Origin of the sequence: Rhizobium esperanzae (genome assembly GCF_014197615.1) — a bacterium.
Taxonomy (GTDB): Bacteria; Pseudomonadota; Alphaproteobacteria; order Rhizobiales; family Rhizobiaceae; genus Rhizobium; species Rhizobium esperanzae_A.
In genome coordinates, this window is sequence record NZ_JACIFY010000016.1 from 89,807 (window position 1) to 114,746 (window position 24,940).

Below are 24,940 nucleotides of genomic sequence, written 5' to 3' on the forward strand. Positions count from 1 at the left end.
TTAGAGATTTTGCCGAAAAGGGCGCTATTCATGATCACGGCTTCCCTCGCTTACACGATCCTGTCGAAGGATATGACGTCCAGCCTCAACAAGGTTGCGTCTCAGGCGACGGTCAAGAAGGATGCCCAGTACTACGCCGACCATATCAACAAGGTCAAAGACGTCGACGGCTTCCTCGGCGACTACAAGCTCTACAGCTATGCGATGAAGGCCTATGGCCTCGAGGACATGACCTACGCCAAGGCCTTCATGAAGAAGGTGCTGGAAAGCGATCTGACCGACCCGAACAGCTACGCCAACAAGCTTTCCGACACGCGCTACCGCGAATTCGCCGCCGCCTTCAATTTCAATGCGCCTGCCAAGGATGTGCAGACGGACGCGCAGGAGGACGACATGATCGGCCTCTACAAGCAGTCCTTCGCCGATGCCGACAAGGCGGCGAGCGCCGAGAGCACCTATTACAGCAATAATATCGACAGCGTGCAGACGGTCGACGACCTGGTCAACAACACCCGGCTGCGCACCTATGTGCTGAAGACGTTCAACATCGATCCCACCTATGCGTCGAAGGACTTTCTGCGCCAGGTGCTGACGAGCGATCTCAACGACCCCTCAAGCGTCGTCAACACGCAAGGCGGCGACAAATACAAGGCGCTTGCCGCCCAGTTCAGCTTCAATGCCGACGGCACCGTCACCGGCACCGCGCAGACCGCCGCGCAGAAGGCCTCGGTCATCGAGACCTACACGCTGAATTCCCAGTCGGTCATCATCGACAATTCGGTCGGTTCGGATGTCTACTATGTCGGCGCGACGGCGGCCGAATACAACAAGGCCTATTACACGGCGAAGATCGGCACGATCACCAATGTCGACGATCTGGTCGCCGACAAACGCCTGACCTCCTACATCACGACGGCCTACAGCATGGGCGCCGACTTCACCGCCGCAGCGCTGCGCACGGTGCTGACCGATCCGGGTTATGCCCAGCTGATGGGTTTCACCAATGTCTACAATGCTTTCAACTTCAAGGCTGACGGGACGACTTCCAGCACGGCGCGCGTCCAGTCGGTCGACCAGGCGAACAAACTGCAGTCGGCTGCATCGAGCACGACCAACTATTATTCGGTGACCTCGCAGTCGAGTGCGATCACCAATGTCGACGATCTGCTCGCCGATAGCGTCATGGCGCGCTACATCAAGGATGCTTATGGCCTCGGCACGAGTTTCAGCAATGCCGACCTGAAGAACATCCTGACCGATTCGACCTATGCCGCGGCCCAGGGCCACGCCGATCTCAATGCCGACTTCAACTTCAATGCGGACGGCTCGATCAACGGGTCGGCGATCCAGACCGCGGCGCAGCGCAAGTCGACCACCGACAAATCGGCGGCGAACGCAGCGCATTTCAACAGCATGATCGGCAGTGTCACCAATGTCGACGACATCATGTCCGATCCTGTGGCGGTAAGCTATCTCAGAACCAGCATGCAGGTTGCAGACAGCGTCTCCGATGCGACGCTGAGGACCTTCCTCGTCGATCGCACCGCGGCCAGCGCCCAGGGTTACAGCGACGTCCACGATCTCTTCAATTTCAAGGCGGATGGATCGGTCGCGACCCTTTACGCCTCGCAGACGGCTGCGCAAAGCGCCAGCACCGCAAGCAAGGCCGACGATGCCGCCGTCTATTACCAGGCGACGATCGCCGGCATCTCGAATGTCGATCAGTTGCTGACGGACAGCAGGCTGAACAATTTCGTGCGCAACGCCTTCGGTATCCCGTCCACCGTCACCGACGTCAATCTGCGCGCGATCCTCACCGACCAGAGCGGCACCGGCACCTATGCCGACGTTGCCGCCGCCTTCAACTTCAAGGCGGACGGCACGCTCAAGGACGGCATGGCCGCGCAGACGGCCACCCAGATCCGCGACACGAAGTTTGCCGCCGGCGCCCGCATGGACGACTATTCGGCGCGGATGTCGACGATCGCCAATGTCGACGATCTTCTCGCCGATGACGCCATCACCAATTTCCTGAAGAGCACCTATAATCTGCCGACCGGCATTTCGAACGCCGATCTGAAGAGCATTCTGACCGATGCGACGGCGGCGGCCGCCGCCGGCCACGCCGATCTCAACGCCGATTTCAATTTTGCCGCCGATGGATCGCTGCCGGTGGTAAGCTCGGTCCAGACGGCCGATCAGGCGCAGACCACAAACGACAATTATATGGCGCGTTACGACGACGAGCGCGACGAGGCGATCGACGAGGTCGCGTCCAATTATTCGAAGATGATGGCCGACAGCAGCAGCCTGTTGAACTTTTCCGACATCAAGACCGTCAACGACTTCATGCGCACCAATAAGGCGGCCGATTTCAGCAAGAGCAACGACAACCTGCCGGATCCCTATCATGTGGCGCTGCAGGCTTTCGGCCTGACGGACCAGGAAGTATCGCGCTCGATGATGCGCAAGATCCTGACGAGCGATGCCTACGACCCGAAGGGTTATATCGCCTCGCTGAAGGACGAGCGCATCACCAATCTCGCCCGCGCCTTCAACTTCGGCCCCGACGGCAAGGCGGCCGCCCCTTTCCAGGCGCTGCCCGACGCGACCCTGGCCAAATACGCCACCGACTACAAGGCGCATGTCACCATGCTGCTGAAGGCCGGCCCGGTGAAGGACAAGGCATCCAAGGACGCGACGACCGAGGTCGACTATTTCGCCAAGGGCATGGCGAAGGTGAAGTCGCTCGACGATTTCCTCGACGACAGCCGCCTGACCGATCTCGTTCTGAAGGCGAATAATCTCGACCCGAAGGATTACGACAAGGCGACGCTGAAGAAGATCTTCACCTCCGATCCCGACGACAAGAAGAGCTACCTCAACACCAAGGCCGATGCACGCTTCAAGGATATCGTCGCCGCCTTCAACTTCGACAAGGACGGCAATCTGACCCGCGCCAAGATGGGCACGATACAGAACAAGGCGGCGGAAGACCGTACCCAGCAGCTCTATGTCCAGCAGACGATGGAAACGCAGCAGGGTGAAAGCAATGACGGCGTCCGCCTGGCGCTCTATTTCAGCCGCAAGGCCCCAAGCATCACTTCGATTTATTCGATCCTCGGCGACAAGGCGCTCTACCAGGTGATCACCACGGCCTACAGCCTGCCGTCGCAGATATCGGGCATGGACGTCGCCAAGCAGGCCGACCTGATCAACCGCTTCGTCAAGCTCGAGGATCTCCAGGATCCGAAGAAGGTCGACAAGCTGCTGCGCCGATTCACCGCCATGTACGATGTCCAGAACAGCACCCAGCAATCGCCGGCGCTGCAGCTCCTGACCGGCGGCGGCACGCAGCAGGCTTAAGGTAATTCCGGCATACTTTGCGAACAAGACCCCTCCCCACAAGGGGGAGGGGCTTGAGCGCGGCGCTGTCCTACACAAACCGTATCGTCGGAGACAGCGGAACGGCAACAGCGTGCGAGACATTGACTTTTGGCCGCCGATGCGGGCCGCAGGTTAGCCCCTCCCCCTTGTGGGGAGGGGTTGGGGAGGGGCCTTCCCTGAGGCTGATATCGCCGAACGGGCCGACGTTCGCCAACCTCACCCTTCGAGGCTGACAACCTTCCCCGGGTTCATGATATCAGCCGGGTCGAAGGCGCGCTTGATGCGGCGCATCAGGTCGATTTCGATCGCCGGGCGGATTGCCGCCAGTTCGTCGCGCTTCAGCTGGCCGATGCCGTGTTCGGCCGAGATCGAGCCGCCATGCGCCAGCACCAGCCCGTGGACGATATGGTTCATTTCGCGCCAGCGGGCGATGAAGGCGGGTTTGTCGGCGTCGACCGGCTGGGAGATATTATAATGGATATTGCCGTCGCCCATATGACCGAAGGCGCAGATGCGGGCGCCCGGCATCGCCGCCATGACGGCTTCTTCGGCCTCGGCCATGAAATGCGGGATCCGCGACACCGGCACGGAAACGTCGTGCTTGATCGACCCGCCTTCGGGCTTCTGCGCATCCGACATGCTCTCGCGCATGTGCCAGATCGCCTTCTGCTGGGCGACCGAGGCGGCGATTGCGGCATCCAGCACCAGCCCGGTCTCGAAACCCTGTTCGAGCACGCCGTTCATCATCCGCTCCGCCGTCTCGGCCGAGTCGGACGTCGAAATGTCGATCAGTACGTACCAGGGATAGGCCGTGTCCAGGGGATCGCGCACGCCGTCGATGTGGAGGGTGGTGATCTCGACGCCGAAACGCGGCATCAGCTCGAAACCGGTAAGCGAGGCGCCGCAGAGACTGGCGGCAAGGTTGAAGAGGCCGAGCGCATCCGCGACCGAATTCAGGCCGGCGAATGCCACCTGATGGCCGAGCGGCTGGGGAAACAGCTTCAGCACCGCACCGGTGATGATGCCGAGCGTGCCTTCCGCACCGATGAAGAGATCGCGCAGGTCGTAGCCGGTATTGTCCTTCTTCAGGCGGCGCAGCCCGTCCCAGATCTCGCCGGTCGGCAGCACCACTTCGAGGCCGAGGCAGAGCTGGCGCATATTGCCATAGGCCAATACGGCCGTGCCGCCGGCATTGGTGGAAAGATTGCCGCCGATGCGGCAGGAGCCCTCCGAGCCGAGCGACAGCGGAAACAGCCGCCCATGCGCCTCGGCCGCCTTCTGCACCTCGGCCAGGATGGCACCGCCATCGGCGACCAGGACGTTGGCCACCGGATCGACATCGCGGATCCTGTTCATGCGCTCGAGCGACAGGATGATATCGGCCTTGCCGGCGCGCGGCGTCTGGCCGCCGACGAGGCCGGTATTGCCGGTTTGCGGCACGATCGCCGTTCCGGTCTCCGTCGCAAGCTTCATGATCTCGGAGATTTCCTCGACCGAGCCGGGTTTCAGCAGCAGAGGGGAGGAGCCGTGATAGAGGCCGCGGTTTTCGATCAGATGCGGCGCAAGGTCGGCCTCGTTGCGAAGCGCGTATTTGTCGCCGACGATGGCGGCGAAGCGGGCGAGAAGATCGGGGGAAATGCCGGGGCTGCTCATCAGATCGATCCTCTCTCGCATCCTATAGGTCTGTCAGTCGCGGGGTGCGGCTGCCCGCTGCAGGCGATCGTTGATCGCTTCTCCGAGCCCCTCTTCGGGAATGGGCGAAAAGGCGATGCTCGATGCCCCGCTGGCATCGGCCCGCTTCATATAGTCGAAAAGATTGGCCGCCGCCTCGGCAAGGTCGCCGCGCGGGCTGAGATCGAGAACGATCCGCGCAGCCTCCGCGCCGGAGACCGCGGCACTGCCGAAGCCGATCAGCGCTTCGCCGGGTTCGACGGCGCGCGCATTGAGACGCACGGCGGCGCCCGGCGCATAATGGGAGACGAGCATACCCGGCGCTTCGATGGCCGCTGATGCCGTCTTCGCCCTGAGCAGCGGCCTGCCTGCGACGCGCTCGATCTCGCGTGCCGCCAGGCCGCCCGGCCGCAGCAGTCTCAGCCGGTCGCCCTCCACCTTGACGATCGTCGATTCGACGCCGACGGCGCTGGGGCCTGCATCGAGGATCAACGGGAGCTTCGCTCCGAGATCGGCCTCGACATGGGCCGCACTCGTGGCGCTGATCGCGCCCGACGTATTGGCGCTGGGGGCTGCGAGCGGCCGCCCGAAGGCGCCGATCAGGGCGCCCGCAAAACCCTTCGGCACACGGATGCCGACGCTGTCGAGCCCGGCGGTCGCCAGCGAATGGATCGGGCTTTCGGGCTTCAGCGGCAGCACCAGCGTCAGCGGGCCGGGCCAGAAGGCTGCGGCGAGCGCCCGCGACACGGGGTCGAATTCGGCATGTTCCTCGGCCATCGCAAGATCGGCCATATGGCAGATCAGCGGGTTGAAGCGCGGCCGGCCCTTGGTCTCGTAGATGCGGGTGATCGCCGCCGGATTGGTGGCGTCGGCGGCAAGGCCGTAGACGGTTTCGGTCGGAATGGCGATGGCAAAGCCGTCGGCGAGCGCGGCCGAGGCGGCCTCGAGCGCCGCCTGCCGGTCTGCCTCTATGTCGATGATGCGTGCCATTTGCTGCCCGTGTCTGGTCCCGGCAGTCATTAGGCTTTCCGCCGCCCGCGATCAATCGCCTTGTTTGTTCACAATTGGCGGATGATTTCGCGCAGCTGTTCGTTGCGGGCGCCGAGCAACAGGATGTTGCGGATCGCCGCCTGCGGATCGTGGGTCCGGAAGAGCAGACCGTTGCCGCGCACCGACCGGTCGATGGTCATCTTTTCCGCGGAGTTCTCGCCCGGCTTGATGGCGACGGCGAAATACATGCGGGAATAGCCGACATCGATCCGTTCGAAGAAGTTGTCGTTCTCGCCGATATCGGAATAAAAATTGGCGATATAGAAGGCCCAGCTCACCTCTTCGTAATGGGCGAACTTCGTCCGTGCCGCGGTGACGTGGCAATAGCCGAGATGCGGGCTGTCCTCCAGCGTCCGGTGGAAGATCATCTTCGGAAACTGGATCGAGTGGTGAAAGCCGTTGATGTGCTGATGCGTCTTCTCGCCGGCCACCTGCAGCTTGCGTCCGGTCTTGGCGGCGACCTCGTCATGGGTGAGATAACGCTTTTCCTCGGCCAGCCAGTGCCGCCGTTCGCGGGGAATGCGGCCGGTACGCAGGAATTCGGAATGCGCGGCAACCAGCTGCGGCTCCTGCGATCTGCTCGTTTCTTTCGCGTCGAAATACCGGAGTTTGGCCATGATTCGCGTGCTTCGTCGGTCTCGGATCGTCAGCAGGATAGGAGCGTATGCTTAAGGCCGTGTTAAAACGGCGCCGGTGGCCGCCTGCGTGGAGGGCCGATATCCGCCGATGTCGCAAATGCGATGATCATGGCCATCTGGCCGCATCGCTCTTTGCGGATCGGGTCTTTACGCCATGTCGCAATTGACGATAATGGCCTGCGGAGTCGGCTGATGCGATCGCTCCGGGCGGGCTGCTTGCATCCTGTCGTCAATTTCGAAGCCGATGTCGCATTACAACCAAGCGGCAGACAACCCAGATGCTTAAATGGGCTCAGGTGATTAAATGACCGCCATGAACAATTCTCTCGAAGGAGAAGGAAGCGGGCGCGCTTCCGCCGGCCTTCAGCATAAGGCGGCAACCGGGTGCACGAGGACATGAAGATGGATATCCGCAGCAACGTTTTACGTCAGCTCAAGAACCGCCGCGAGGGCTTCAGCCTCGAACAGCCGTTCTACACCGACGAGGATTATTTCAAGCTCGACATGGAGATGATCTACTATCGCGACTGGCTGTTCATGGGCCATGATTGCGAGTTGCCGAAGCCGGGCGCCTATTTCACCGTCCAGATCGGCACCTATCCGGTCGTCATCGTCCGCGGTCGTGACAATGTCATCCGCGCCTTCCACAATAGCTGTCGTCATCGCGGCTCGCGCGTCTGCACGAAGGAGCACGGTTCTTCCGTGCGTCTCGTCTGCCCCTATCATCAGTGGACTTACGATCTCGACGGCAAACTTGCCTTTGCCCGTCACATGGGCGACGATTTCGACAAAACCGGCTTCAACCTGAAGCCCGTTCATTGCGAGAGCGTCGCAGGCTATATTTTCATCTGCCTCGCCGACGTCGCCCCGGATTTCAAGCCGGTGCGCGACAAGATCGAGCCCTATATGGCGCCGCACCGGATCGGCGAGACCAAGGTCGCCTTCCAGAGCACGATCATCGAGAAGGGCAACTGGAAGCTCGTCTGGGAAAACAACCGCGAGTGCTACCACTGCGCCGCCAATCACCCGGAACTCTGCCGCACCTATCCCGAAGCGCCGAGCGTCACCGGCACGGACGGCGGCGCCGACGATCCGGAGATCGCCGGCCATTGGGCGCGCTGCGAGGCCGCCGGCCTGCCGAGCAAGTTCCAGATCTCGCCGGACGGCCAGTTCCGCACCGCCCGCATGCCGCTGATCGAGGATGCCGAAAGCTATACCATGTCCGGAAAGCCGGCCGTGCAGCGCCGAATCTCCGACGACATCTCGATCAATCGTATCGGCACCATGCTGCTCTTCCACTATCCGACGACGTGGAACCATCTGCTCGGCGACCACGCCATCTCCTTCCGGGTGCTGCCGCTCAACGCCAACGAGACGGCGGTGACGACCAAGTGGCTGGTCCACAAGGACGCGGTCGAGGGCGTGGATTACAATCTCGAGGAACTGACCCACGTCTGGACCGAGACCAACGACCAGGATCGCCGCATCGTCGAGGAGAATGCTTTCGGCATTCACTCGCCGGCCTATGAGCCCGGCCCCTATTCCTCCCTGCATGAGGGCGGCGTCATGCAGTTCCTCGAATGGTATTCGAACTTCATGGTGAACCGCCTGCAGGACGACCAGGCGAAAATCTCCGCCGTCGCCTAACCACGCGCCGGAAGATGGGCATTGATCGCGGTTCGTCCCGGTTAATGCCCGGTTCAGATCGATTTCTTTAAAAAGACGAAAGCAGCCGGTCCCGGCCGCTTTCGGAACCATTCGAGCACGAAAGCGTTGCTGTGCAGGCGGTTAGTCGCTGTTGAATGGGAGAGAAGAATGTTCAGTTTGAGTAACAAGATCGCGACCGCAGCTTTGGCTGCCGCCGTCGTTCTGACAAGTTTCGTGTCGTCGCAGGCAATCCAGATGCCGACCGCCCCGCAGGTGGAAAAATCCTCCGCCGTCGAGAACGTGCAATACCGCCGCTACTATCGCGGCGATTATTACCGGCCCGGCTATCGCCCCGGCGCTTACTATCGCCCGGGCGCCTATTACCGGCCCGGCTATTACGGCGGCTATCGCGGATATTCTTATTACCGCCCGGGCTACCGCCATTATAACGGCTACTGGTATCCGCTCGCTGCCTTCGGCGCCGGCGCAGTTATCGGCGGCGCCATCGCCGCTCCGCGTTACGTCGAGCCCGCGCCCAGCATGGGTTCAAGCCATGTCGCCTGGTGCGCCAATCGCTACCGGTCCTATCGCGCTTACGACAACACCTTCCAGCCCTATAACGGCCCGCGCCAACAGTGCTATTCGCCGTATTAAGGCGGTAGGAAGCACGCCCCGCTTCCCAGCGATAGACGCAACGCCGCGCGTCCGTTGGGTCGACGGCGAGTTTGGTTGGAACGTTTACCCCATCCTCCGTCATCCTCGGCCTTGAGCTGCTCAAGGCCGAGGATGACGGAGGGGAGGGGAGCTCAGTGGCAAGTACCGCGACGTTGATGAAATAAGAGCCCGCCGGTCGCCTGACAGGCACGCCAAACCTTTCACCCTCAAAGAATATTCACCCGCGCAACTGCGAAACTCAGTGAACGACGGTGATCACCGAAATGCCAGCTTCGTCGGCGGCACGGATAAGCGCTTCTCGCGCGTCCTGAGCCGGAATTTCCCCATGAATTGCATCCCGGCATGCCCTGATCGCGATAAGATATTCGTCTCCATCGTCGATCGGCCAGCAAACCGTCAGCATCTCGGCGGCCTGCCCAAGGGTTGCAACAAGCTTGTATTTTTCCGGCCCACTCACAACGAGCATCAGAGGGGCAAATTCTCCGGATGTGCACCATTTCATGACATTAGGTCTCCCCACGGTGAATACATTAGTAACCGTGCAAGAACCGTTCCGGGGTGACGGCGTGAAGTAAGGTGGGGTAGGCGTGGCCTCGCAAACGCGTTGCAGCGATGGTGAGTTTGGCCGGAACATCGCGCCATCCTCCGTCCTCCTCGGCCTTGAGCCGAGGATCCATGCGGCCGGCGCTGCGTGGACAGAGATGGCGTTCAGCTGCAGGGAAGTTATTGGGGCCGCGTGCTTGGTTGTGGATCCCAGGGTCAGCAAGCCCTGCGATGACGGAGTGTGGGGTGAGCCCCGTGCTAAACGTCGTAACTCATGGCGGAGTAAGAGCGGCGTTGCCCAGCGCCTACCGCCCTTTCACCCTCAAAGAATATCCACCCGCCGCAGCAGCCACCAGGCAAAGGCAATCGACGCGACGATCAGCGCGACGGCGTATTCGGTGCCGTAGTCGCCGACGGCGAAGGGCAGGTTGGCCGTGTTCATGCCGAAGAAACCGGTCACCAGCGTCGGCGGCAGCAGGAAGGCCGTCATGATCGACAGCAGGTAGAGATGGCGGTTGGTTTCGGAGGATTGTTTCGAATCGATTTCTTCGTGCAGCAGGCGGGCCCGGTCCTGCAGCGCATAAATATCGTGATCGACCGTTTCCAGCCGACTCGTCAGCCGTCGCGCCACGTCGTCGAAGCCGAAGGGCATCTCGTCGTCGTCGGCTGCCGCCGCGCGGCGCATCAGCGCCAGCACCGTGCGCAGATGCCGATGCAATCTCACCACGGTTCGCCGCACCGGCGCCAGCCGCCGGCGTTCGTCGCGCGGCGCATTGTCGTAAACGATATCCTCGATCTGGTTCAGTTCTTCGGTCAGTTCCATGACGATCGCGATCAGCGTGCGCTGAAACTCGATCACCAGCAGTTCGAAGAGATCGACCGGCCGTGAGAATTTGCCCGGATTCTTCTCGATCAGCGCCCGCGCCCGCTCGACGCTGCGCAACGGCTGCAGCCGTGTGGTGATGATGAAGCGGTCGGACATGGCGAAATGCAGCCAGCCGAGATTGTTGGTATCCTGGGCGAAATCGCGCTGGCAGTCGACGAGCGTGCCATAGAGCATCTGCTCGTCGACGGTGATCGCCGCATGCGTGTCACGCGTCGTCAGCGCCGATTTCGCGTCCTCCGTCAGCCCGTCGAGCGTCTCGAGCAAGGCCGGCACGCGGGCGTCGACAAGGTTGAGGTGCAGCCAGTAGAAACAGTTGTCGGCGGTCAGTTCCGCCACCGTCGCACTGTTGTTCAGCCGCACCGCCGTCTTTTCATCCGGCGAGAAGCGATAGGCCCAGACGAAGCCGGGTATATTGACGGGCAATGTATCCATTGGTCGCCGGTCCTTTGCGAAGGCGATGTCATTCCTTTAAAGCGCGCCGCATCCTGCACACTTCCGGGCGTCATGCATTAGAGATTCTCCATGACGTTCATTTGTGCAAGGTTGCAAGAGCCAAGCGTTATCAAAGGCAAACTATCACATGGCAGACCGGGAAATCGAAATTGACGTTTACGTAAAAATCAATTAGCCCTTGCCTCGGAGGGGCTTTGCCGAGGTGTGGGCCGGTTCCGCGGAGGAAAAACCATGTACAAGGCGCCCGTCGAAGAAATAGCGTTCACGTTGAAGCATGTAGCCGGCATGGGCGAGGCGATTTCAGAAGGGTTTTTCGGCGATCTCGGCGACGATCTGGTCGATGCCATCCTCTCCGAGGCGGGACGTTTTGCCACAGAGGAAGTAGCGCCTCTAGCCGATATCGGCGACCGCCAGGGGGCACGCCTGGAGGGCGGCGAGGTCAGGCTGCCGGACGGCTGGCGCGAACTCTATCGCAATTGGATCGCCGGCGGCTGGAACGGGCTGACGGCGCCCGAAGCTTTCGGCGGCCAGGCCCTGCCGCATATGCTGAATGTCGCGGCGCTGGAAATGTGGAATTCCGGCTCCATGGCCTTCGCGCTCGCCCCGACGCTGACGATGGGCGCCATCGAGGCCGTCAGCGCCCATGGCAGCGCTGAGCTGAAGGAGAAATATCTGGCAAGGATGGTCTCCGGCGAATGGACCGGCACCATGAACCTGACCGAGCCGCATGCCGGCTCCGACCTCGGTGTGCTCAAGGCGCGCGCCGAACGGCGCGACGACGGCAGCTACCGCATTTTTGGCCAGAAGATCTTCATCACCTGGGGCGAGCATGATGCGGCCGACAACATCATCCACCTGGTGCTCGCCCGCCTGCCGGATGCGCCGGCCGGCACCCGCGGCATCTCGCTCTTCCTGGTGCCGAAATTCCTGGTGAACGACGACGGCTCGCTTGGCCCCCGCAACGATCTGTTCTGCCACTCGCTGGAGCACAAGCTCGGCATCCACGGCTCGCCGACCTGCACGATGATCTATGGCGACGGGCGGTTCGGCGCCGAAAAGGGCGCTGTCGGATGGCTGGTCGGCGAGGAGAACAAGGGGCTCGCCTGCATGTTCACGATGATGAACAATGCCCGCCTGGCTGTCGGCATGCAGGGTGTCGCGATCGCGGAAGCCGCCACCCAGAAAGCCCTTGCCTATGCCAGGGAACGCACCCAGGGCAGGGCGCCCGGCTGGAGCGGCGCCGGCATGAGCCCGATCGTCGAACATCCCGACGTCGCCCGCATGCTGCTGACCATGAAGGCGCTGACCCAGGGGGCACGCGCCATCTCCTATGCCTGCGCCCATGCGATCGACATGTCCCACCGGGCCGGCGACAGCAAGCGCCATTGGCAGGAGCGCGCCGCGCTGCTGACGCCGATCGCCAAATCCTTTTCGACCGATGCCGGCGTCGACGTCGCCTCGCTCGGCATCCAGGTGCATGGCGGCATGGGCTTCATCGAAGAGACGGGTGCAGCGCGTTATCTCCGTGATGCCCGTATCGCGCCGATCTACGAGGGCACCAACGGCATCCAGGCGATCGACCTCGTCACCCGCAAACTGCCGGTCTCCGGCGGCGATCAGGTGAGAGGCTTAATCGCCGAGCTCAAGGAACTGGCCGACGACATCAGCCGCTCGAATCTTGACGGTTTCGGCGAAACCGCCGTGCGCCTCGACGCAGCGATTTCTGATCTCGAAGCGGCGACCGCCTGGCTGTTGCAGATGCTGACCGAAGGCAAGACCACTGAAGCGCTCGCCGGCGCGACACCCTACCAGCGCCTGTTCGGGCTCGTGCTCACCGGCTGCTATCTCGCCAAGGGCGCCCTCGCTGGGAGTGCGGATGGAAGAGGCGAAGGCCGGATCGCCCTCTGCCGTTTCGCCGCCGAAAACCTGCTGGCGGACACCGCCGCCCTTCGCGACCGGGTCGTCAACGGCGCGGAAAGTCTTGCCGCCGCCCGCATCCTGCTGGCCTGAGAGGAACACCAATGAGCGATCATATCGTCGTCGAGCAGCCGGCCGCCCATCCCGGCGTCCAGTCCATCCGCTTCAACCGGCCGGAAAAGAAGAACGCCATCACGCGGGCCATGTACCGTGTGATGACCGATGCGCTGAATGCGGCGAACGCCAATCCCGAGATCCGCGCCACGGCCTTCCTCGGCACCGAAGGCTCTTTCTCGGCAGGCAACGACATGGGCGATTTTCTCGCCGCGGCGATGGGCGGCGGCCTGGGGCCGGAGCTCCTCGATTTCCTCTATGCGCTGGTGAAGGCCGAAAAGCCCATCGTTTCGGGCGTCGATGGCCTCGCGATCGGCATCGGCACCACCATCCATCTCCATTGCGACCTGACCATCGCCTCGCATCGAAGCCAGTTCCGCACACCTTTCGTCGATCTGGCGCTGGTGCCGGAGGCGGCCTCGAGCCTCGTCGCGCCGCGGCTGATGGGCCATCAGCGCGCCTTCGCCCTGCTTGCGGCTGGCGAAGCCTTTTCGGCTGAAGAGGCGAAGGAAGCGGGTCTGGTCTGGAAGGTCGTTGAAGCCGCGGAGGTCGATGGCCTGACGCTTGCCACCGCAGCGCGCCTCGCGGCCAAACCGCCGGAAGCGCTGCGCATCGCCCGCGATCTCATCCGCGGCGAGCGCGGCGAAATCATCGCCCGCATCGACGAGGAGGCCCGGCATTTCTCGGCGCGCCTCAAGAGCGCCGAGGCCCGGGCCGCTTTCGAAGCCTTCATGCGTCGCTGATGCCGGCGGCAATCGGCGCCTATTTCTCCAGCGTCGCCACCACCTCGACATGCGAGGTCCAGAGGAACTGGTCGATCGGCGTCACCCCGGTAATCCGATAACCGCCTTCGACGAGGATCGCGAGGTCGCGCGCCAGCGTCAGCGGATTGCAGCTGACGGCGATAATCTTCTTCACCGCGGAGCGGGCGAGTTCCTTGCACTGGAACTCGGCGCCGGCGCGCGGCGGGTCGAAGACGACGGCGTCATAGGGCTTGAATTCCTGCGTCATCAGCGGACGGCGGAAGAGATCGCGCTTTTCGATGCTGACCGGCTTCAGTCCCTGCGTCTTGCGGGCGGCCTGATCGAGGGCTGCGAGCGCCGCTGCCTCGGCCTCGACCGCATGCACCCGGCCGATGCGCGCCAGCCTGAGCGAAAACGTGCCGGCGCCGGCAAAGAGATCGGCGATCCGCTTGGCCTTGCCGACATGGGCAAGCACCAACTCGGCCATTGCCTCTTCCGCCGGTTTGGTTGCCTGGGCAAAGCCGCCCGCCGGCGGCGAAACCTGGACGCCGCCGAAATCGATGAGCGGCTTTGCCGGCTCGACGAGGATTTCGCCGTTCAGCGAAACACGGGCAATGCCGCGCAGGCTGAGCACGGTTTCGATCGCCTTGCGCCGCTGCGGGTCGGACAGTTTCTTCACCTCGTCGACGGCGACATCGAGTCCGGACAGCGTTTCGAGCACTGAAATGCGGAAGGGTTCGGCATTGGTCGCCAGCGAAGCGCCGATCGCCTTGATCGCCGGCAGCCGGGCGATGATCCCTGCCGACGAGATCGGACATTCCTCGATCGCGACGATATGATGGCTTTCGGCCTGGTTGAAACCGATCAGCATATCCTTCTCGGTCTTGCGCGCCGCAAACACCACGCGGCGGCGTTCGCCCGGCCGGGCCGGAACGATCTCGCCGACATCAGGCGTCAGCCCCTTGGATCTCAGCGCATCGACGACCAGCTGGCGCTTGAAGGCGCGGTAGGGGCCATCTGCCATATGCTGCAGCGTGCAGCCGCCGCAGGTGCCGTTGACGCCGTCAGGGCCGAAATGCCGGCAGGGCGGCTCCTGCCTGTCGGGCGAGGCCGTCGTGATCGAGATGATCGTGCCCTGGCTCTTGACGCGGGCAATCGCCACGCTTTCTCCAGGCAGAGAAAAGGGCACATAGACAGGTCCGGCGGCGCTGCTCGCAATGCCGTCGCCCTGGGCGCCGAGTTTTTCGATCGTGACGGTTTCGGTGCTCACGGTTTCAATCCTGCCAGAAGATATTCCCGATTGCCGTCGCCGCCTGATATCGGGGAGGGGATGAGGCCAAGGCTGTTCCAGCCCATATCCTCGGTGAACCAGCGCGCGAGTTCCGCAGCGACGGCGGGCGCGGAGGAGGGGTCTTTCAGCAGCCCGCCCTTGCCGATCGCCTCGCGCCCCGCCTCGAACTGCGGCTTGACCAGCAGCACGGCGACGGCGCCCGGCTCGGCGATCTCAAGAGCCGGGGCCAGCGCCAGCTTCAGCGAGATGAAGGAAACGTCGGAGACGATGAAGGTGGCGGGTCGGCCGATATCGTCAGCCGTCAAATTGCGGGCGTTGAGGCCTTCCCGATTGGTCACGCGTGCATCGCCGGCGATGCGCGGATGCATCTGCCCATGGCCGACATCGATCGCGGTGACATGCGCGGCACCGCGCTGCAGCAGCACCTCGGTGAAGCCGCCGGTGGAAGCGCCGATATCGAGACAGTGATGGCCGGCGGGATCGAGCCGGAAATGGTCGAGGGCGGCGGCAAGCTTCAGTGCGGCGCGCGAGACATAGTCCTGCGCCGGATCGTCGATCTCGATGACGGCATCTTCGCCGATCAGCACTCCGGCCTTCGTCACCACGTGGCCGGCGATCCTGACGGTGCCGCGCTGCACAGCGTCGCGAGCCCGCGAGCGGCTGGCGAAAAGGCCGCGGGAGACGAGAAGCTGGTCGAGGCGTTGGCTGTTTTGATCGGACATCGGCTGTGAATGACCGGCAAAGCCGCCGGTTGCAAGCGTTTTGTTCCCGGGAGCGTCATTGACCCTCAAAAGCTTTCGGCGATAATTCTGCCGCGGCAATCGCGGGGCGGCCGCAGACACGGGGGTGTTTTATGCTGAAGCTCTTCACTCTTCTCGTCGCGGCAGGGATCGCATCGCCGGCGCTGGCGAACGACACCATGGCCGAGGTAAAGACCGGTGGGTTGATCTTTGCCCAATCCGACGATGTCAGCATGGCGGAGGAGGATCTCTTCATCTCCGCTTCGCAAGTGCGTGTCGACTATGTCTTCGAGAACACCTCCGACAAGGATGTCGACAGCCTTGTCGCCTTCCCGATGCCCGACATATCGGGTCAGGTGGACAACAATTCCGCCATATCGGACTATGACAGCGATAATTTCCTGCATTTTTCCACCGTGCAGGACGGCAGGCCGATCACCGCCAAACTGCAGCAGCGCGTCGTCTCGCTCGGCATCGACGTCACCGACGAACTCGCCAAAAACCATATACCGGTCCTGCCCTACAGCCAGAAGACCCAGGATGCGCTCGCCAAGCTTCCCGAAGCCGTCCGAAAAGACTGGATCGCCCGCGGCCTGATCTATGCCATGACGGACGCCGATCTTGTGCCGCTCTGGACGCTGCGTTCGACCTATTGGTGGCGCACCACCTTTCCGGCGAAGAAGAAGGTCAGTGTCCAGCATCGTTATACGCCGGCCGTCGGCGGCACCGTCGCCATCAGCTTTCTCGAAGGTGGCGAGGCGAAGGGCCAACGCTTCGAGGAATATTCCCGCAAATACTGTTTGGATGCGGACTTTGTCAGGACCGTCCGGCAGCGGGCCGCGGAAGCCGAGACGGGCGGCGCCAACTATACCGAAAGCTGGATCTCCTATGTGCTGTCGACGGGCGCCAATTGGGCGGGGCCGATCAAGCGCTTCCAGCTGACGATCGACAAGGGCAAGCCCGGCAGTCTCATCAGCTTCTGCGGCAGCAACGTCGAGAAGATCGGCCCGACGACCTTCCGGATGACGGCGGAGGATTTCAATCCCGAGAAGGATTTCGACATCCTGATTCTCAATCCGCCGGAAGCGGAAACGAAGACGCCTTAATTTAAGCAAGTTTAATCATGGCTTGGGCCGCTGCTGCGCCGCCTAATTTAAACAAATCTAAAGCTCGCCCGCATAGCTTCGGCGCGATTGCAGCGGTTCGTTTGAACCGCTTCGTGCCATGAAGGCGCAAGGCGTCCTCCCCGCCGATCATGTTCCCAATTCAGAAGGTTTGCGGTTGCGCGTCGCGCGCGCCCGCCTTTTACCGCGTCGACTGTCGTCAGGAGAAATTCACCGATGTCCGCTAAAAACATATCCTTGAACGGAAAGCTTGCGGCCACGTTCGCAGCCCTCATTCTCATCTTCATGTCCGTTTCCGTTTTCGTCTATTCCAAGGCGACGGCATCGGCGGCGGCTTCCGCCGAGCAGGAAAAGTCCGAGCTGCTGGTCAATCAGATCGATGATGCGCTGCAGGCGATGCTCGAGCAGGCGGTCAACCTGCGCGGCTTCATCCTCTTCCGCAGCGACAGCACCTATGGCGATATTTTCGCCAATCGCGAGCGCATGCTGAAGGCGATCGCCGCCGCCAGGCAGACGGCCGCGGCAGAGCCGCAACTGCTCGAGATGATCGACGGCATGCAGAAGGCAGCCGACCTCTATTTTCATGAGCTTGCCGAGCCGCAGACCAAGGCCCGCAAGGAAACCGACATGCCGATCGAGGAGGTCGTCAAGATCGGTGTCAACGCCGCCAAGGGCCAGCTCGACGGCTTCCGCCAGGCTTCCGCCAAGATCAAGGCCAGTGCCCGTGAAAAGTCCGATGCGCTCGCCACGGTTCGCGCCGAGGCCAACAGCGATCTGAAGACGACGCTGCTTGCAGGCGGCATCCTCGCCTCGCTTGCCGCCGCCCTGCTCGCCTGGCTGATGTCGCGCACCATCGTCCGCCCGGTCGTCGGCATGACCGCGGCCATGGATCGCCTCGCCGGCGGTCAGAACGACATCGAGGTTCCGGCCGTCGAGCGTGGTGACGAAATCGGCCGCATGGCCCAATCGGTGCTGGTCTTCAAGCAGGCGGCGATCGAGAAGCTGCGGCTTTCCGGCGAGACCGACCGCATGCGCGGCGAAGCCGAGCGCCAGCGCCAGGCAAGCGACGAGCAGAAGGCGCGCGAGGAAGGCGAGATCCGCTACGCCATCGACGCGCTTGCCGGCAGCCTCGCCGCACTTGCCGACGGCGATGTCGCCGCCCGCATCCAGACGCCGTTCGCGCCGCAATATGACAGCCTGCGCAACGACTTCAACAATGCCGTCGAAAAGCTGCAGGCAGCCCTCCAGTCGGTCGGCCGCAACGCTTCGGCGATCAATGCCGGCGCCGGCGAGATCCGCTCGGCCGCCGACGATCTGGCCCATCGCACCGAACAGCAGGCCGCTGCCGTCGAACAGACCGCCGCAGCACTCGAGCAGGTGACGACGACCGTCCGCGACAGCGCCAAGCGCGCCGAGGATGCCGGCAATCTCGTCGAGCGCACTCGCCTCGGCGCTGAAAAATCCGGCGATGTCGTTCGCAAGGCGGTCTCCGCCATGCAGCAGATCGAGAAGTCCTCGGGCGAAATCTCCAACATCATCGGCGTCATCGACGACATCGCCTTCCAGACCAACTTGCTGGCGCTCAACGCCGGTGTGGAAGCGGCCCGCGCCGGCGATGCCGGCAAGGGTTTTGCGGTCGTCGCCCAGGAAGTGCGCGAACTTGCCCAGCGCTCGGCCAATGCCGCCAAGGAGATCAAGGCCTTGATCACCACGTCAGGCGAACAGGTCATTGCCGGCGTCTCTCTCGTCGGTGAGACCGGCAAGGCGCTGGAGGCGATCGTCGCCGAGGTGCAGGAGATCAACCGCCATGTCGGCGCGATCGTCACCGCCACGCGCGAACAGTCGATCGGCCTGCAGGAGATCAATACCGCCGTCAACAACATGGATCAGGGAACGCAGCAGAACGCGGCCATGGTCGAGGAGCAGACCGCGGCAAGCCATGCGCTCGCTCAGGAAGCGAGCGCGCTGGACGAATTGCTGCACCAGTTCAAGCTCGGCCAGACGGCCCCGGCGCCGCGTGCAACGATTGCCGCCGCAAACGCCCGCCCGGTCGCCTCACCGGCCCGCGCCCTCGCCGGCAAGGTCACCAAGGCCTTCGGCGGCAGACAGGCAAGTGCTGCGGCTGCGGTTCAGGAAGAGTGGACGGAGTTCTGAGTCGGGGCTTTCGGAAGGAACGTAAAGTGCAGAGGGCGGCGCAGAGATGTGCCGCCTTTCTTTGTTTCGACGGCCCCGTCTGGTGGACGAAAAACCTGACGCGATCCGCTTTATCGAGAGCAAGGTGGCCACCCCATAGTGCCAGTGTCGTGGAATTCCTGGTCGAGATATGGGCCGCCGTGCCGCTGCCGCTGCCGCCAGGGGGCGATTTATCGCTTCAGGGAACTGACGACGTTCACGCAATGATGATGACGCGGCGGCACCTCTTAGTTTAGTATGTTCTTAAAGACGAATTCTGGCGAGGGGGAAGCTGTCGTGGACATTGCCTCCTGGTTGCGAGGCCTTGGCCTCGAGCAATACGAACAGGCATTCCACGAGAATGCGATCGATGCAGACGTTCTGTCCGACCTGACCGACGCAGACCTCTGCCAGCTCGGGATTCTGCTCGGGCATCGCAAGCGGCTCCTCAGGGCAATCGCCGAATTGGGGCGGACTGCAAATCGCTCCGATTCGAGCGCTGCCGAGCCCGTCGCCGAGCGCCGGCAGCTCACCGTGATGTTCGTCGATCTCGTCGGCTCCACAGCGCTTTCGTCGCGGCTCGACGTCGAGGATCTGCGAGAGATCATCGGGGCTTTCCATCGCTGTGTCGCTGATACGATCGCCCGCTTCTCCGGCTTTGTGGCCAAGTACATGGGCGACGGCGTGTTGATCTATTTCGGTTATCCGCAGGCGCGCGAGAACGACGCGGAGCAGGCGGTGCGAGCTGGCCTTGCTCTCGTGGATACTATCGCGCGGCTGCAGCAGTCCGAGCCTTTGCGGGTACGCGTCGGCATTGCCACCGGCCAGGTGGTCGTCGGCGATCTGATCACCTCGGACGAAGGACAGGAGCGCGGCGTCATTGGCGAGACACCGAACCTTGCCGCACGTTTGCAAGCTCTTGCCGAGCCCGATGCAGTTCTGATCGCACCGCAAACGCGGCAGTTGCTCGGTGAACTTTTCCGATACCGCGATCTTGGGGCAATCGCTGTGAAAGGTTTTCCGGAGCCCATCCGTCCATATCAGGTCGTGGGCGAGAGCGCCGTCGCCAGCCGGTTCGAGGCGCTGCACGGGTCCACCCCTCCGTCACTGATCGGCCGTGAGGAAGAGCTCGAGGTGCTGCTGCGACAATGGCATTGCGCGAAAAGTGGTGAAGGCCGCGTCGTGCTGCTCTCGGGCGAGGCTGGGATCGGCAAGTCCCGCCTCATCGTCGCCTTGCAGGAGCGCATCCAGAATGAGCCGCATACCCGCCTTCGCTATTTCTGCTCACCGCATCGCCAGGACAGCGCGCTCCATCCGACCATTGCGCAGCTCGAACGGGCCGCCGGGTTTGAACGGGAGGACACGCCGGACAGGAAGCTCGACAAACTGGTGGCGCTGCTTGCTCCAGCCTCGCCCGAGGACGGAACATTGCTCGCCGAGCTGTTGTCGCTGCCGATCGACGGCCGCTTCCCACCTCTTCAGCTCACGCCGCAGCGAAAGAAAGAAAAAACGTTCGAGGCGCTGATCGGTCAGCTCGAGGCACTGTCGCGGCAAGGCCCGGTTCTGATGCTCTTCGAGGATGTGCACTGGCTCGACCCCAGTTCGCGCGAGCTGCTCGACCTCGTCATCGAGAGGGTGCCTCGCCTGCGGGTCCTGCTTCTCGTCACGTTCCGTCCCGAGTTTGAACCGACGTGGACCGATCAGGCCCACGTAACGATGCTGCTGCTCAATCGGCTCGGCCCACGTGAAGGCGCAGCACTCGTTGAGCAAGTGGTCGGCAGCCGAGAACTGCGGAGCGAAATGGCCGCGGAGATCGTCGAGCGTACCGATGGAGTGCCACTCTTCATCGAAGAGCTGACGAAGGCAGTGCTGGAGAGTGGCGATGCCCATACCGTCCTTTCGCATGCGGCCACGACTGCGTTGAACGTTCCGGCCACATTGCAGGCTTCACTGATGGCGCGGCTCGACCGTCTTGGCTCTGTCGCCAAGGAGGTCGCCCAGGTCGGCGCTGTTCTCGGACGCGAATTCTCCTACGAATTGTTGGCAGCCGTCGCACGGCGAAACGCGATTGAGCTGGATGGAGCGCTGGATCAGCTCGTCGCCGCCGGTCTTGCATTCTGTCGCGGGACGCGGCCACTGGCCATATACCTCTTCAAACATGCGCTCGTTCAGGACGTAGCCTATGGCACGCTGCTACGCGGCAAGCGCCAGGAATTGCACAGGCGTGTCGCAATCGCGCTAGAGGAACGATGGACCGAAATCACCGACGCGCAACCCGAACTTCTCGCGCATCATTTGCAAGAAGCCGGAGATTGGGCGGCGGCTCTCGAGCGCTGGCAACAGGCGGGAGAGGCCGCGGTGGCCCGAGCTGCCACTCGCGAAGCGGTGTCGCATTTTGCCAGTGCGATCGAGTGCAGCAAGAGACTGGGTGATATATCCGGCGGCGCCGAACGGATGACACGTCTCCACCTTTCCATGGCCAATGCTTTGATGCAGGCCGAGGGGTATCGCTCCGAGCGCCTTGGGAAAACGCTTGAAGACGCGCATCTTGCCGCCGCAAACACTGGTCTGGTCAAGTTGCAATGTGACGTAGTGCTGTCACTCGCGCCATTTTATTATGCTTCTGGCCGCAATTACGACTACCTGATCCTGGTGGAAGAGCAGCTGGCAAGCTCTTCCAATCTTCTTCCCAAGACCTATCTGAGTGGCCTTTTGGCTGCCAAGGGGATGGCTCACTTCAACCGGGGAGAACAGTCGATGGCGGCGGATGCTTTGCGGAATGCGCTCGGTTTGATTGATAGTGTCGACGAAGACGGTCGTATTTTGTTCGCTGGCGTGGATCAGCGTCTCGCGGCCCTGGGCTATCTTAGCGAGTCATTGCTGATATTGGGTTTCTTTGACGGCGCAGTCGAAACGAAGGAACGCATTTTTCATAATTTTGGTCAGCTAGAGAAGCCCTTCGACCTCGCCTGGTATCTCCTGGAACGGTGCGAATTGGAGGCGCTACTCGGTCAATATGAACAACTGCTAGAAAATGCTGACAAGATAGTCGAGATTAGCGAACTGCATGGCTACACGGCACGTCGAGGCAGCGGCCTTAGGTGGCGTGGCTATGCCCGCGCGCATCTGGGCGAACTGGACGCTGGCATCGATGATGTCGGGGAGAGCATTGGTCTTTGGCGTGGCCAGGGCGTCGTATTTCATACCCCTGAGAAAATATGCGCACTTTGTGATCTACTCCTGCGGGCCGGTCGCGTCGAAGACGCATCGCGCATACTTGATGACGTCGATACCCTTGTTTTCGATACTGATGAAGCGTCTTACTTAGCAGAATGTATTCGCCTTCGTGGCCAAATCGCCGCGGAAGGAGGCGATCTGACGGGCGCCGCGCAGCTGTTCGAAACAGCCATCGCTACTGCCCGTCGGCAGCAAGCAAAACTTTTTGAGCTTCGCGCCATCACACACCTGGCACCAATTCTGGCACGACAAGGTCGCGTCGACGATGCCGCAACGCGTCTGCGAGCGGCGGTTCATATGTTTGACGCCAAGCATCAAATCGTGGACCTCACTGCGGCACAATCAGCGTTGGATACGCTGTGCAGTTAAGGTCGAGGTTTCCGGATCGACAGCGAGCCTGGCTCGGACTTCTCCTCGCTCGCCGTCATCGGCTTTGATCCTACGAGTTGGCTCCCTCAGCAGCCCGAAGGACAGCCGAGACCCGCGGCTCGACTGAATGCCCATAGGCGAATGAGGGGGGCCACACGGCACACCCTCACATAATCAACTACCCAGCCACGCCCACAGCAACACCACGCCCCAGCGCCCGGAACACGGTCGACACGATCCCGGCACGGTCGAGGCCGGCATGGGCGTTCATCGCTTCCGGCTTGGCCTGCTCCATCCAGATATCCGGCATGACGAGCGAGCGGATTTTCAGGCCGTTGTCGAGCAGGCCGTCGCTCGAGAGATATTGCATCACCTGGCTGCCGAAGCCGCCGACCGAGCCTTCCTCGACGGTGATCAGCATTTCGTGGTGGCGGGCAAGCTGGCGGATCAGGTCGTGGTCGAGCGGCTTGGCGAAACGCGCATCGGCGACCGTCGTCGAAAGTCCTGCGGCATCGAGATCTTCGGCGGCCAGCAGACAGTCGGCAAGCCGGGTGCCGAAGGAAAGCAGCGCCACCTTGGCGCCTTCCTTGACGATGCGGCCCTTGCCGATCTGCAGGATTTCACCGCGCACGGGCATGTCGACGCCGACACCTTCGCCGCGGGGATAGCGGAACGAGATCGGGCCGGCATCATAGGCGGCTGCCGTGCGCACCATGTGCTTGAGTTCGGCCTCGTCGGCCGCCGCCATCACCACGAAGCCGGGCAGGGTGGCGAGGAAGGCGGTGTCGAAGGAGCCGGCATGGGTCGGCCCGTCGGCGCCGACAAAACCGGCGCGGTCGATCGGGAAGCGCACCGGCAGTCCCTGGATCGCCACGTCATGCACCACCTGGTCGTAGGCGCGCTGCAGGAAGGTCGAATAGAGGGCGGCGAAAGGCTTGTAGCCTTCGGCCGCAAGGCCGGCGGCGAAGGTCACGGCATGCTGCTCGGCAATGCCGACATCGAAGCAGCGCGACGGAAAGGCTTCGGCGAGCTTGTCGAGGCCGGTGCCATTCGGCATGGCGGCGGTGATGCCGACGATCTTGTCATCGAGGGTCGCTTCCTGCACCAGCGCTTCGGCAAAGACGCTGGTATAGCTCGGCGCATTCGGCTTGACCCGCGCCTGGGCGCCGGTGATGACGTCGAACTTGTTGACGCCGTGATATTTGTCGGCGGCGGCTTCCGCCGGCGGATAACCCTTGCCCTTCTGGGTGACGACATGGATCAGCACCGGCCCGCGGCCATTGTCGCGCACATTGCGCAGGACGGGCAGCAGGTGGTCGAAGGAATGGCCGTCGATCGGCCCGATATGATAGAAGCCCATTTCCTCGAACATCGTGCCGCCGGTGACGTAGCCGCGCGCATGCTCGACGGCGCGGGTGATCGCCCGGTCGATGTTCTTGCCGAGATAGGCCGTCAGCTTCTTGCCGAAGTCGCGGAAGCCCATATAGGTGCGGCCCGAAGCGAGGCGGGCGAGATAGGCGCTCATCGCCCCTGTCGGCGGCGCGATCGACATGTCGTTGTCGTTGAGGATGACGATGAGGCGGGCATCGAGCGCGCCGGCATTGTTGAGCGCCTCATAGGCCATGCCGGCGGACATCGCCCCGTCGCCGATGACGGCGATGACGCGGCGGTCGTTCTTGTCGAGATCGGCGGCGATCGCCATGCCGAGGCCGGCCGAGATCGAGGTCGAGGAATGCGCCGCTCCGAACGGATCGTATTCGCTCTCCGCCCGGCGGGTGAAGCCGGAAAGCCCGTCTTCCTGGCGCAGCGTCCGGATGCGGTCGCGCCGGCCGGTGAGGATCTTGTGCGGATAGCATTGATGGCCGACATCGAAAATCAGCCGATCGTCAGGCGTGTCGAAGACGCTGTGGATGGCGATCGTCAGCTCGACCACGCCGAGACCGGCGCCGAGATGACCGCCGGTGCGCGACACCGCATCGATCATTTCGTCCCGGACCTCGCGGGCAAGCTGCGGCAGGTCGCGATCCTCGAGCTTGCGCAGGTCGGCGGGATAGATGACCTGGTCGAGCAGAGGGGTCTTCGGCAGTTGTGTCACGGGCGGGCGCTCTTTCTTGCTTTTCCTTGTTTCGCTTTATTCGATTAGATCGGGGCAAAACAAGTGCATTTCAGGAACCGAAGGTTTTCACCTTAGAGCATGGCGGAAAAAAGTGTGAGCGGTTTCGGAGGATATCACTTTCTATTTCTGTGAGTTGCACTTGCCTGATTTTAACAAGGCGATCGAAC

16 protein-coding genes are annotated in these 24,940 nt (G+C 62.5%); 8 read left to right on the forward strand and 8 right to left on the reverse strand.

Going from position 1 to position 24,940, the window contains the following annotated elements; genetic code table 11:
* Positions 1-30: 30 nt before the first annotated feature.
* Complete coding sequence (locus GGD57_RS20820) at positions 31-3,366, forward strand: DUF1217 domain-containing protein (protein ID WP_184472171.1); 3,336 nt, start codon at positions 31-33, stop codon at positions 3,364-3,366.
* Between the two features lie 237 nt (positions 3,367-3,603).
* On the opposite strand, the gene GGD57_RS20825 is transcribed toward GGD57_RS20820, so the two are convergent.
* The 3 genes from GGD57_RS20825 to GGD57_RS20835 all read right to left on the reverse strand — a co-directional run bounded on the left by GGD57_RS20825 (position 3,604) and on the right by GGD57_RS20835 (position 6,725).
* Positions 3,604-5,040 (reverse strand): FAD-binding oxidoreductase, encoded by a 1,437-nt coding sequence (locus tag GGD57_RS20825; protein ID WP_184472172.1) that lies wholly within the window; start codon positions 5,038-5,040, stop codon positions 3,604-3,606.
* Positions 5,041-5,073: 33 nt separating this feature from the next.
* On the reverse strand, positions 5,074-6,048 hold the full coding sequence (locus GGD57_RS20830) for an L-threonylcarbamoyladenylate synthase (protein ID WP_184472173.1): 975 nt from the start codon (positions 6,046-6,048) through the stop codon (positions 5,074-5,076).
* A 68-nt stretch (positions 6,049-6,116) separates the two neighbouring features.
* Positions 6,117-6,725 (reverse strand): DUF6656 family protein, encoded by a 609-nt coding sequence (locus tag GGD57_RS20835; protein ID WP_184472174.1) that lies wholly within the window; start codon positions 6,723-6,725, stop codon positions 6,117-6,119.
* A gap of 423 nt (positions 6,726-7,148) precedes the next feature.
* Here GGD57_RS20835 and GGD57_RS20840 point away from each other — a divergent pair, with 423 nt between their 5' ends.
* Positions 7,149-8,393, forward strand: coding sequence for an aromatic ring-hydroxylating oxygenase subunit alpha (locus GGD57_RS20840; protein ID WP_184472175.1), 1,245 nt, complete (start codon positions 7,149-7,151; stop codon positions 8,391-8,393).
* 168 nt (positions 8,394-8,561) lie between these two features.
* Positions 8,562-9,047, forward strand: a complete 486-nt coding sequence (locus GGD57_RS20845) for a BA14K family protein (protein ID WP_184472176.1) — start codon at positions 8,562-8,564, stop codon at positions 9,045-9,047.
* 259 nt (positions 9,048-9,306) lie between these two features.
* On the opposite strand, the gene GGD57_RS20850 is transcribed toward GGD57_RS20845, so the two are convergent.
* Both GGD57_RS20850 and GGD57_RS20855 read right to left on the reverse strand, forming a co-directional pair.
* Positions 9,307-9,570: a DUF982 domain-containing protein gene (locus tag GGD57_RS20850; protein ID WP_184472234.1), complete on the reverse strand. Its 264-nt coding sequence runs from the start codon at positions 9,568-9,570 to the stop codon at positions 9,307-9,309.
* A gap of 363 nt (positions 9,571-9,933) precedes the next feature.
* Complete coding sequence (locus GGD57_RS20855; protein WP_184472177.1) at positions 9,934-10,929, reverse strand: transporter; 996 nt, start codon at positions 10,927-10,929, stop codon at positions 9,934-9,936.
* Positions 10,930-11,181: 252 nt separating this feature from the next.
* On the opposite strand from GGD57_RS20855, the gene GGD57_RS20860 reads away from it, so the two are divergent.
* Both GGD57_RS20860 and GGD57_RS20865 read left to right on the forward strand, forming a co-directional pair.
* On the forward strand, positions 11,182-12,960 hold the full coding sequence (locus tag GGD57_RS20860) for an acyl-CoA dehydrogenase (RefSeq protein WP_184472178.1): 1,779 nt from the start codon (positions 11,182-11,184) through the stop codon (positions 12,958-12,960).
* Positions 12,961-12,971: 11 nt separating this feature from the next.
* On the forward strand, positions 12,972-13,724 hold the full coding sequence (locus tag GGD57_RS20865; RefSeq protein ID WP_184472179.1) for a crotonase/enoyl-CoA hydratase family protein: 753 nt from the start codon (positions 12,972-12,974) through the stop codon (positions 13,722-13,724).
* Between the two features lie 19 nt (positions 13,725-13,743).
* On the opposite strand, the gene GGD57_RS20870 is transcribed toward GGD57_RS20865, so the two are convergent.
* Both GGD57_RS20870 and GGD57_RS20875 read right to left on the reverse strand, forming a co-directional pair.
* The gene (locus GGD57_RS20870) at positions 13,744-14,994 is read right to left on the reverse strand and encodes a class I SAM-dependent RNA methyltransferase (RefSeq protein ID WP_184472180.1); all 1,251 of its coding nucleotides are present in this window, start codon (positions 14,992-14,994) and stop codon (positions 13,744-13,746) included.
* Positions 14,991-15,737, reverse strand: a complete 747-nt coding sequence (locus tag GGD57_RS20875; protein WP_184472181.1) for a TlyA family RNA methyltransferase — start codon at positions 15,735-15,737, stop codon at positions 14,991-14,993. Before GGD57_RS20875 ends, GGD57_RS20870 begins: the two co-directional genes overlap by 4 nt.
* Positions 15,738-15,868: 131 nt before the next feature.
* On the opposite strand from GGD57_RS20875, the gene GGD57_RS20880 reads away from it, so the two are divergent.
* The 3 genes from GGD57_RS20880 (at position 15,869) to GGD57_RS20890 (ending at position 22,657) form a co-directional block, all read left to right on the forward strand.
* The gene (locus tag GGD57_RS20880; RefSeq protein WP_184472182.1) at positions 15,869-16,861 is read left to right on the forward strand and encodes a DUF4424 domain-containing protein; all 993 of its coding nucleotides are present in this window, start codon (positions 15,869-15,871) and stop codon (positions 16,859-16,861) included.
* A 234-nt stretch (positions 16,862-17,095) separates the two neighbouring features.
* Entirely contained in the window at positions 17,096-19,033 is a 1,938-nt protein-coding gene (locus GGD57_RS20885; protein ID WP_184472183.1) for a methyl-accepting chemotaxis protein, read from the forward strand.
* 315 nt (positions 19,034-19,348) lie between these two features.
* Positions 19,349-22,657 carry an adenylate/guanylate cyclase domain-containing protein gene (locus tag GGD57_RS20890; protein ID WP_184472184.1) on the forward strand — a complete coding sequence of 1,103 codons (3,309 nt, stop codon included), beginning with the start codon at positions 19,349-19,351 and terminating at the stop codon, positions 22,655-22,657.
* Between the two features lie 178 nt (positions 22,658-22,835).
* Here the strand turns inward: GGD57_RS20890 and dxs are convergent, their stop codons facing one another.
* A complete protein-coding gene (dxs, locus tag GGD57_RS20895) occupies positions 22,836-24,752 on the reverse strand; it encodes a 1-deoxy-D-xylulose-5-phosphate synthase (RefSeq protein ID WP_184472185.1) in 1,917 nt (638 codons plus the stop codon).
* Positions 24,753-24,940 lie beyond the last annotated feature (188 nt).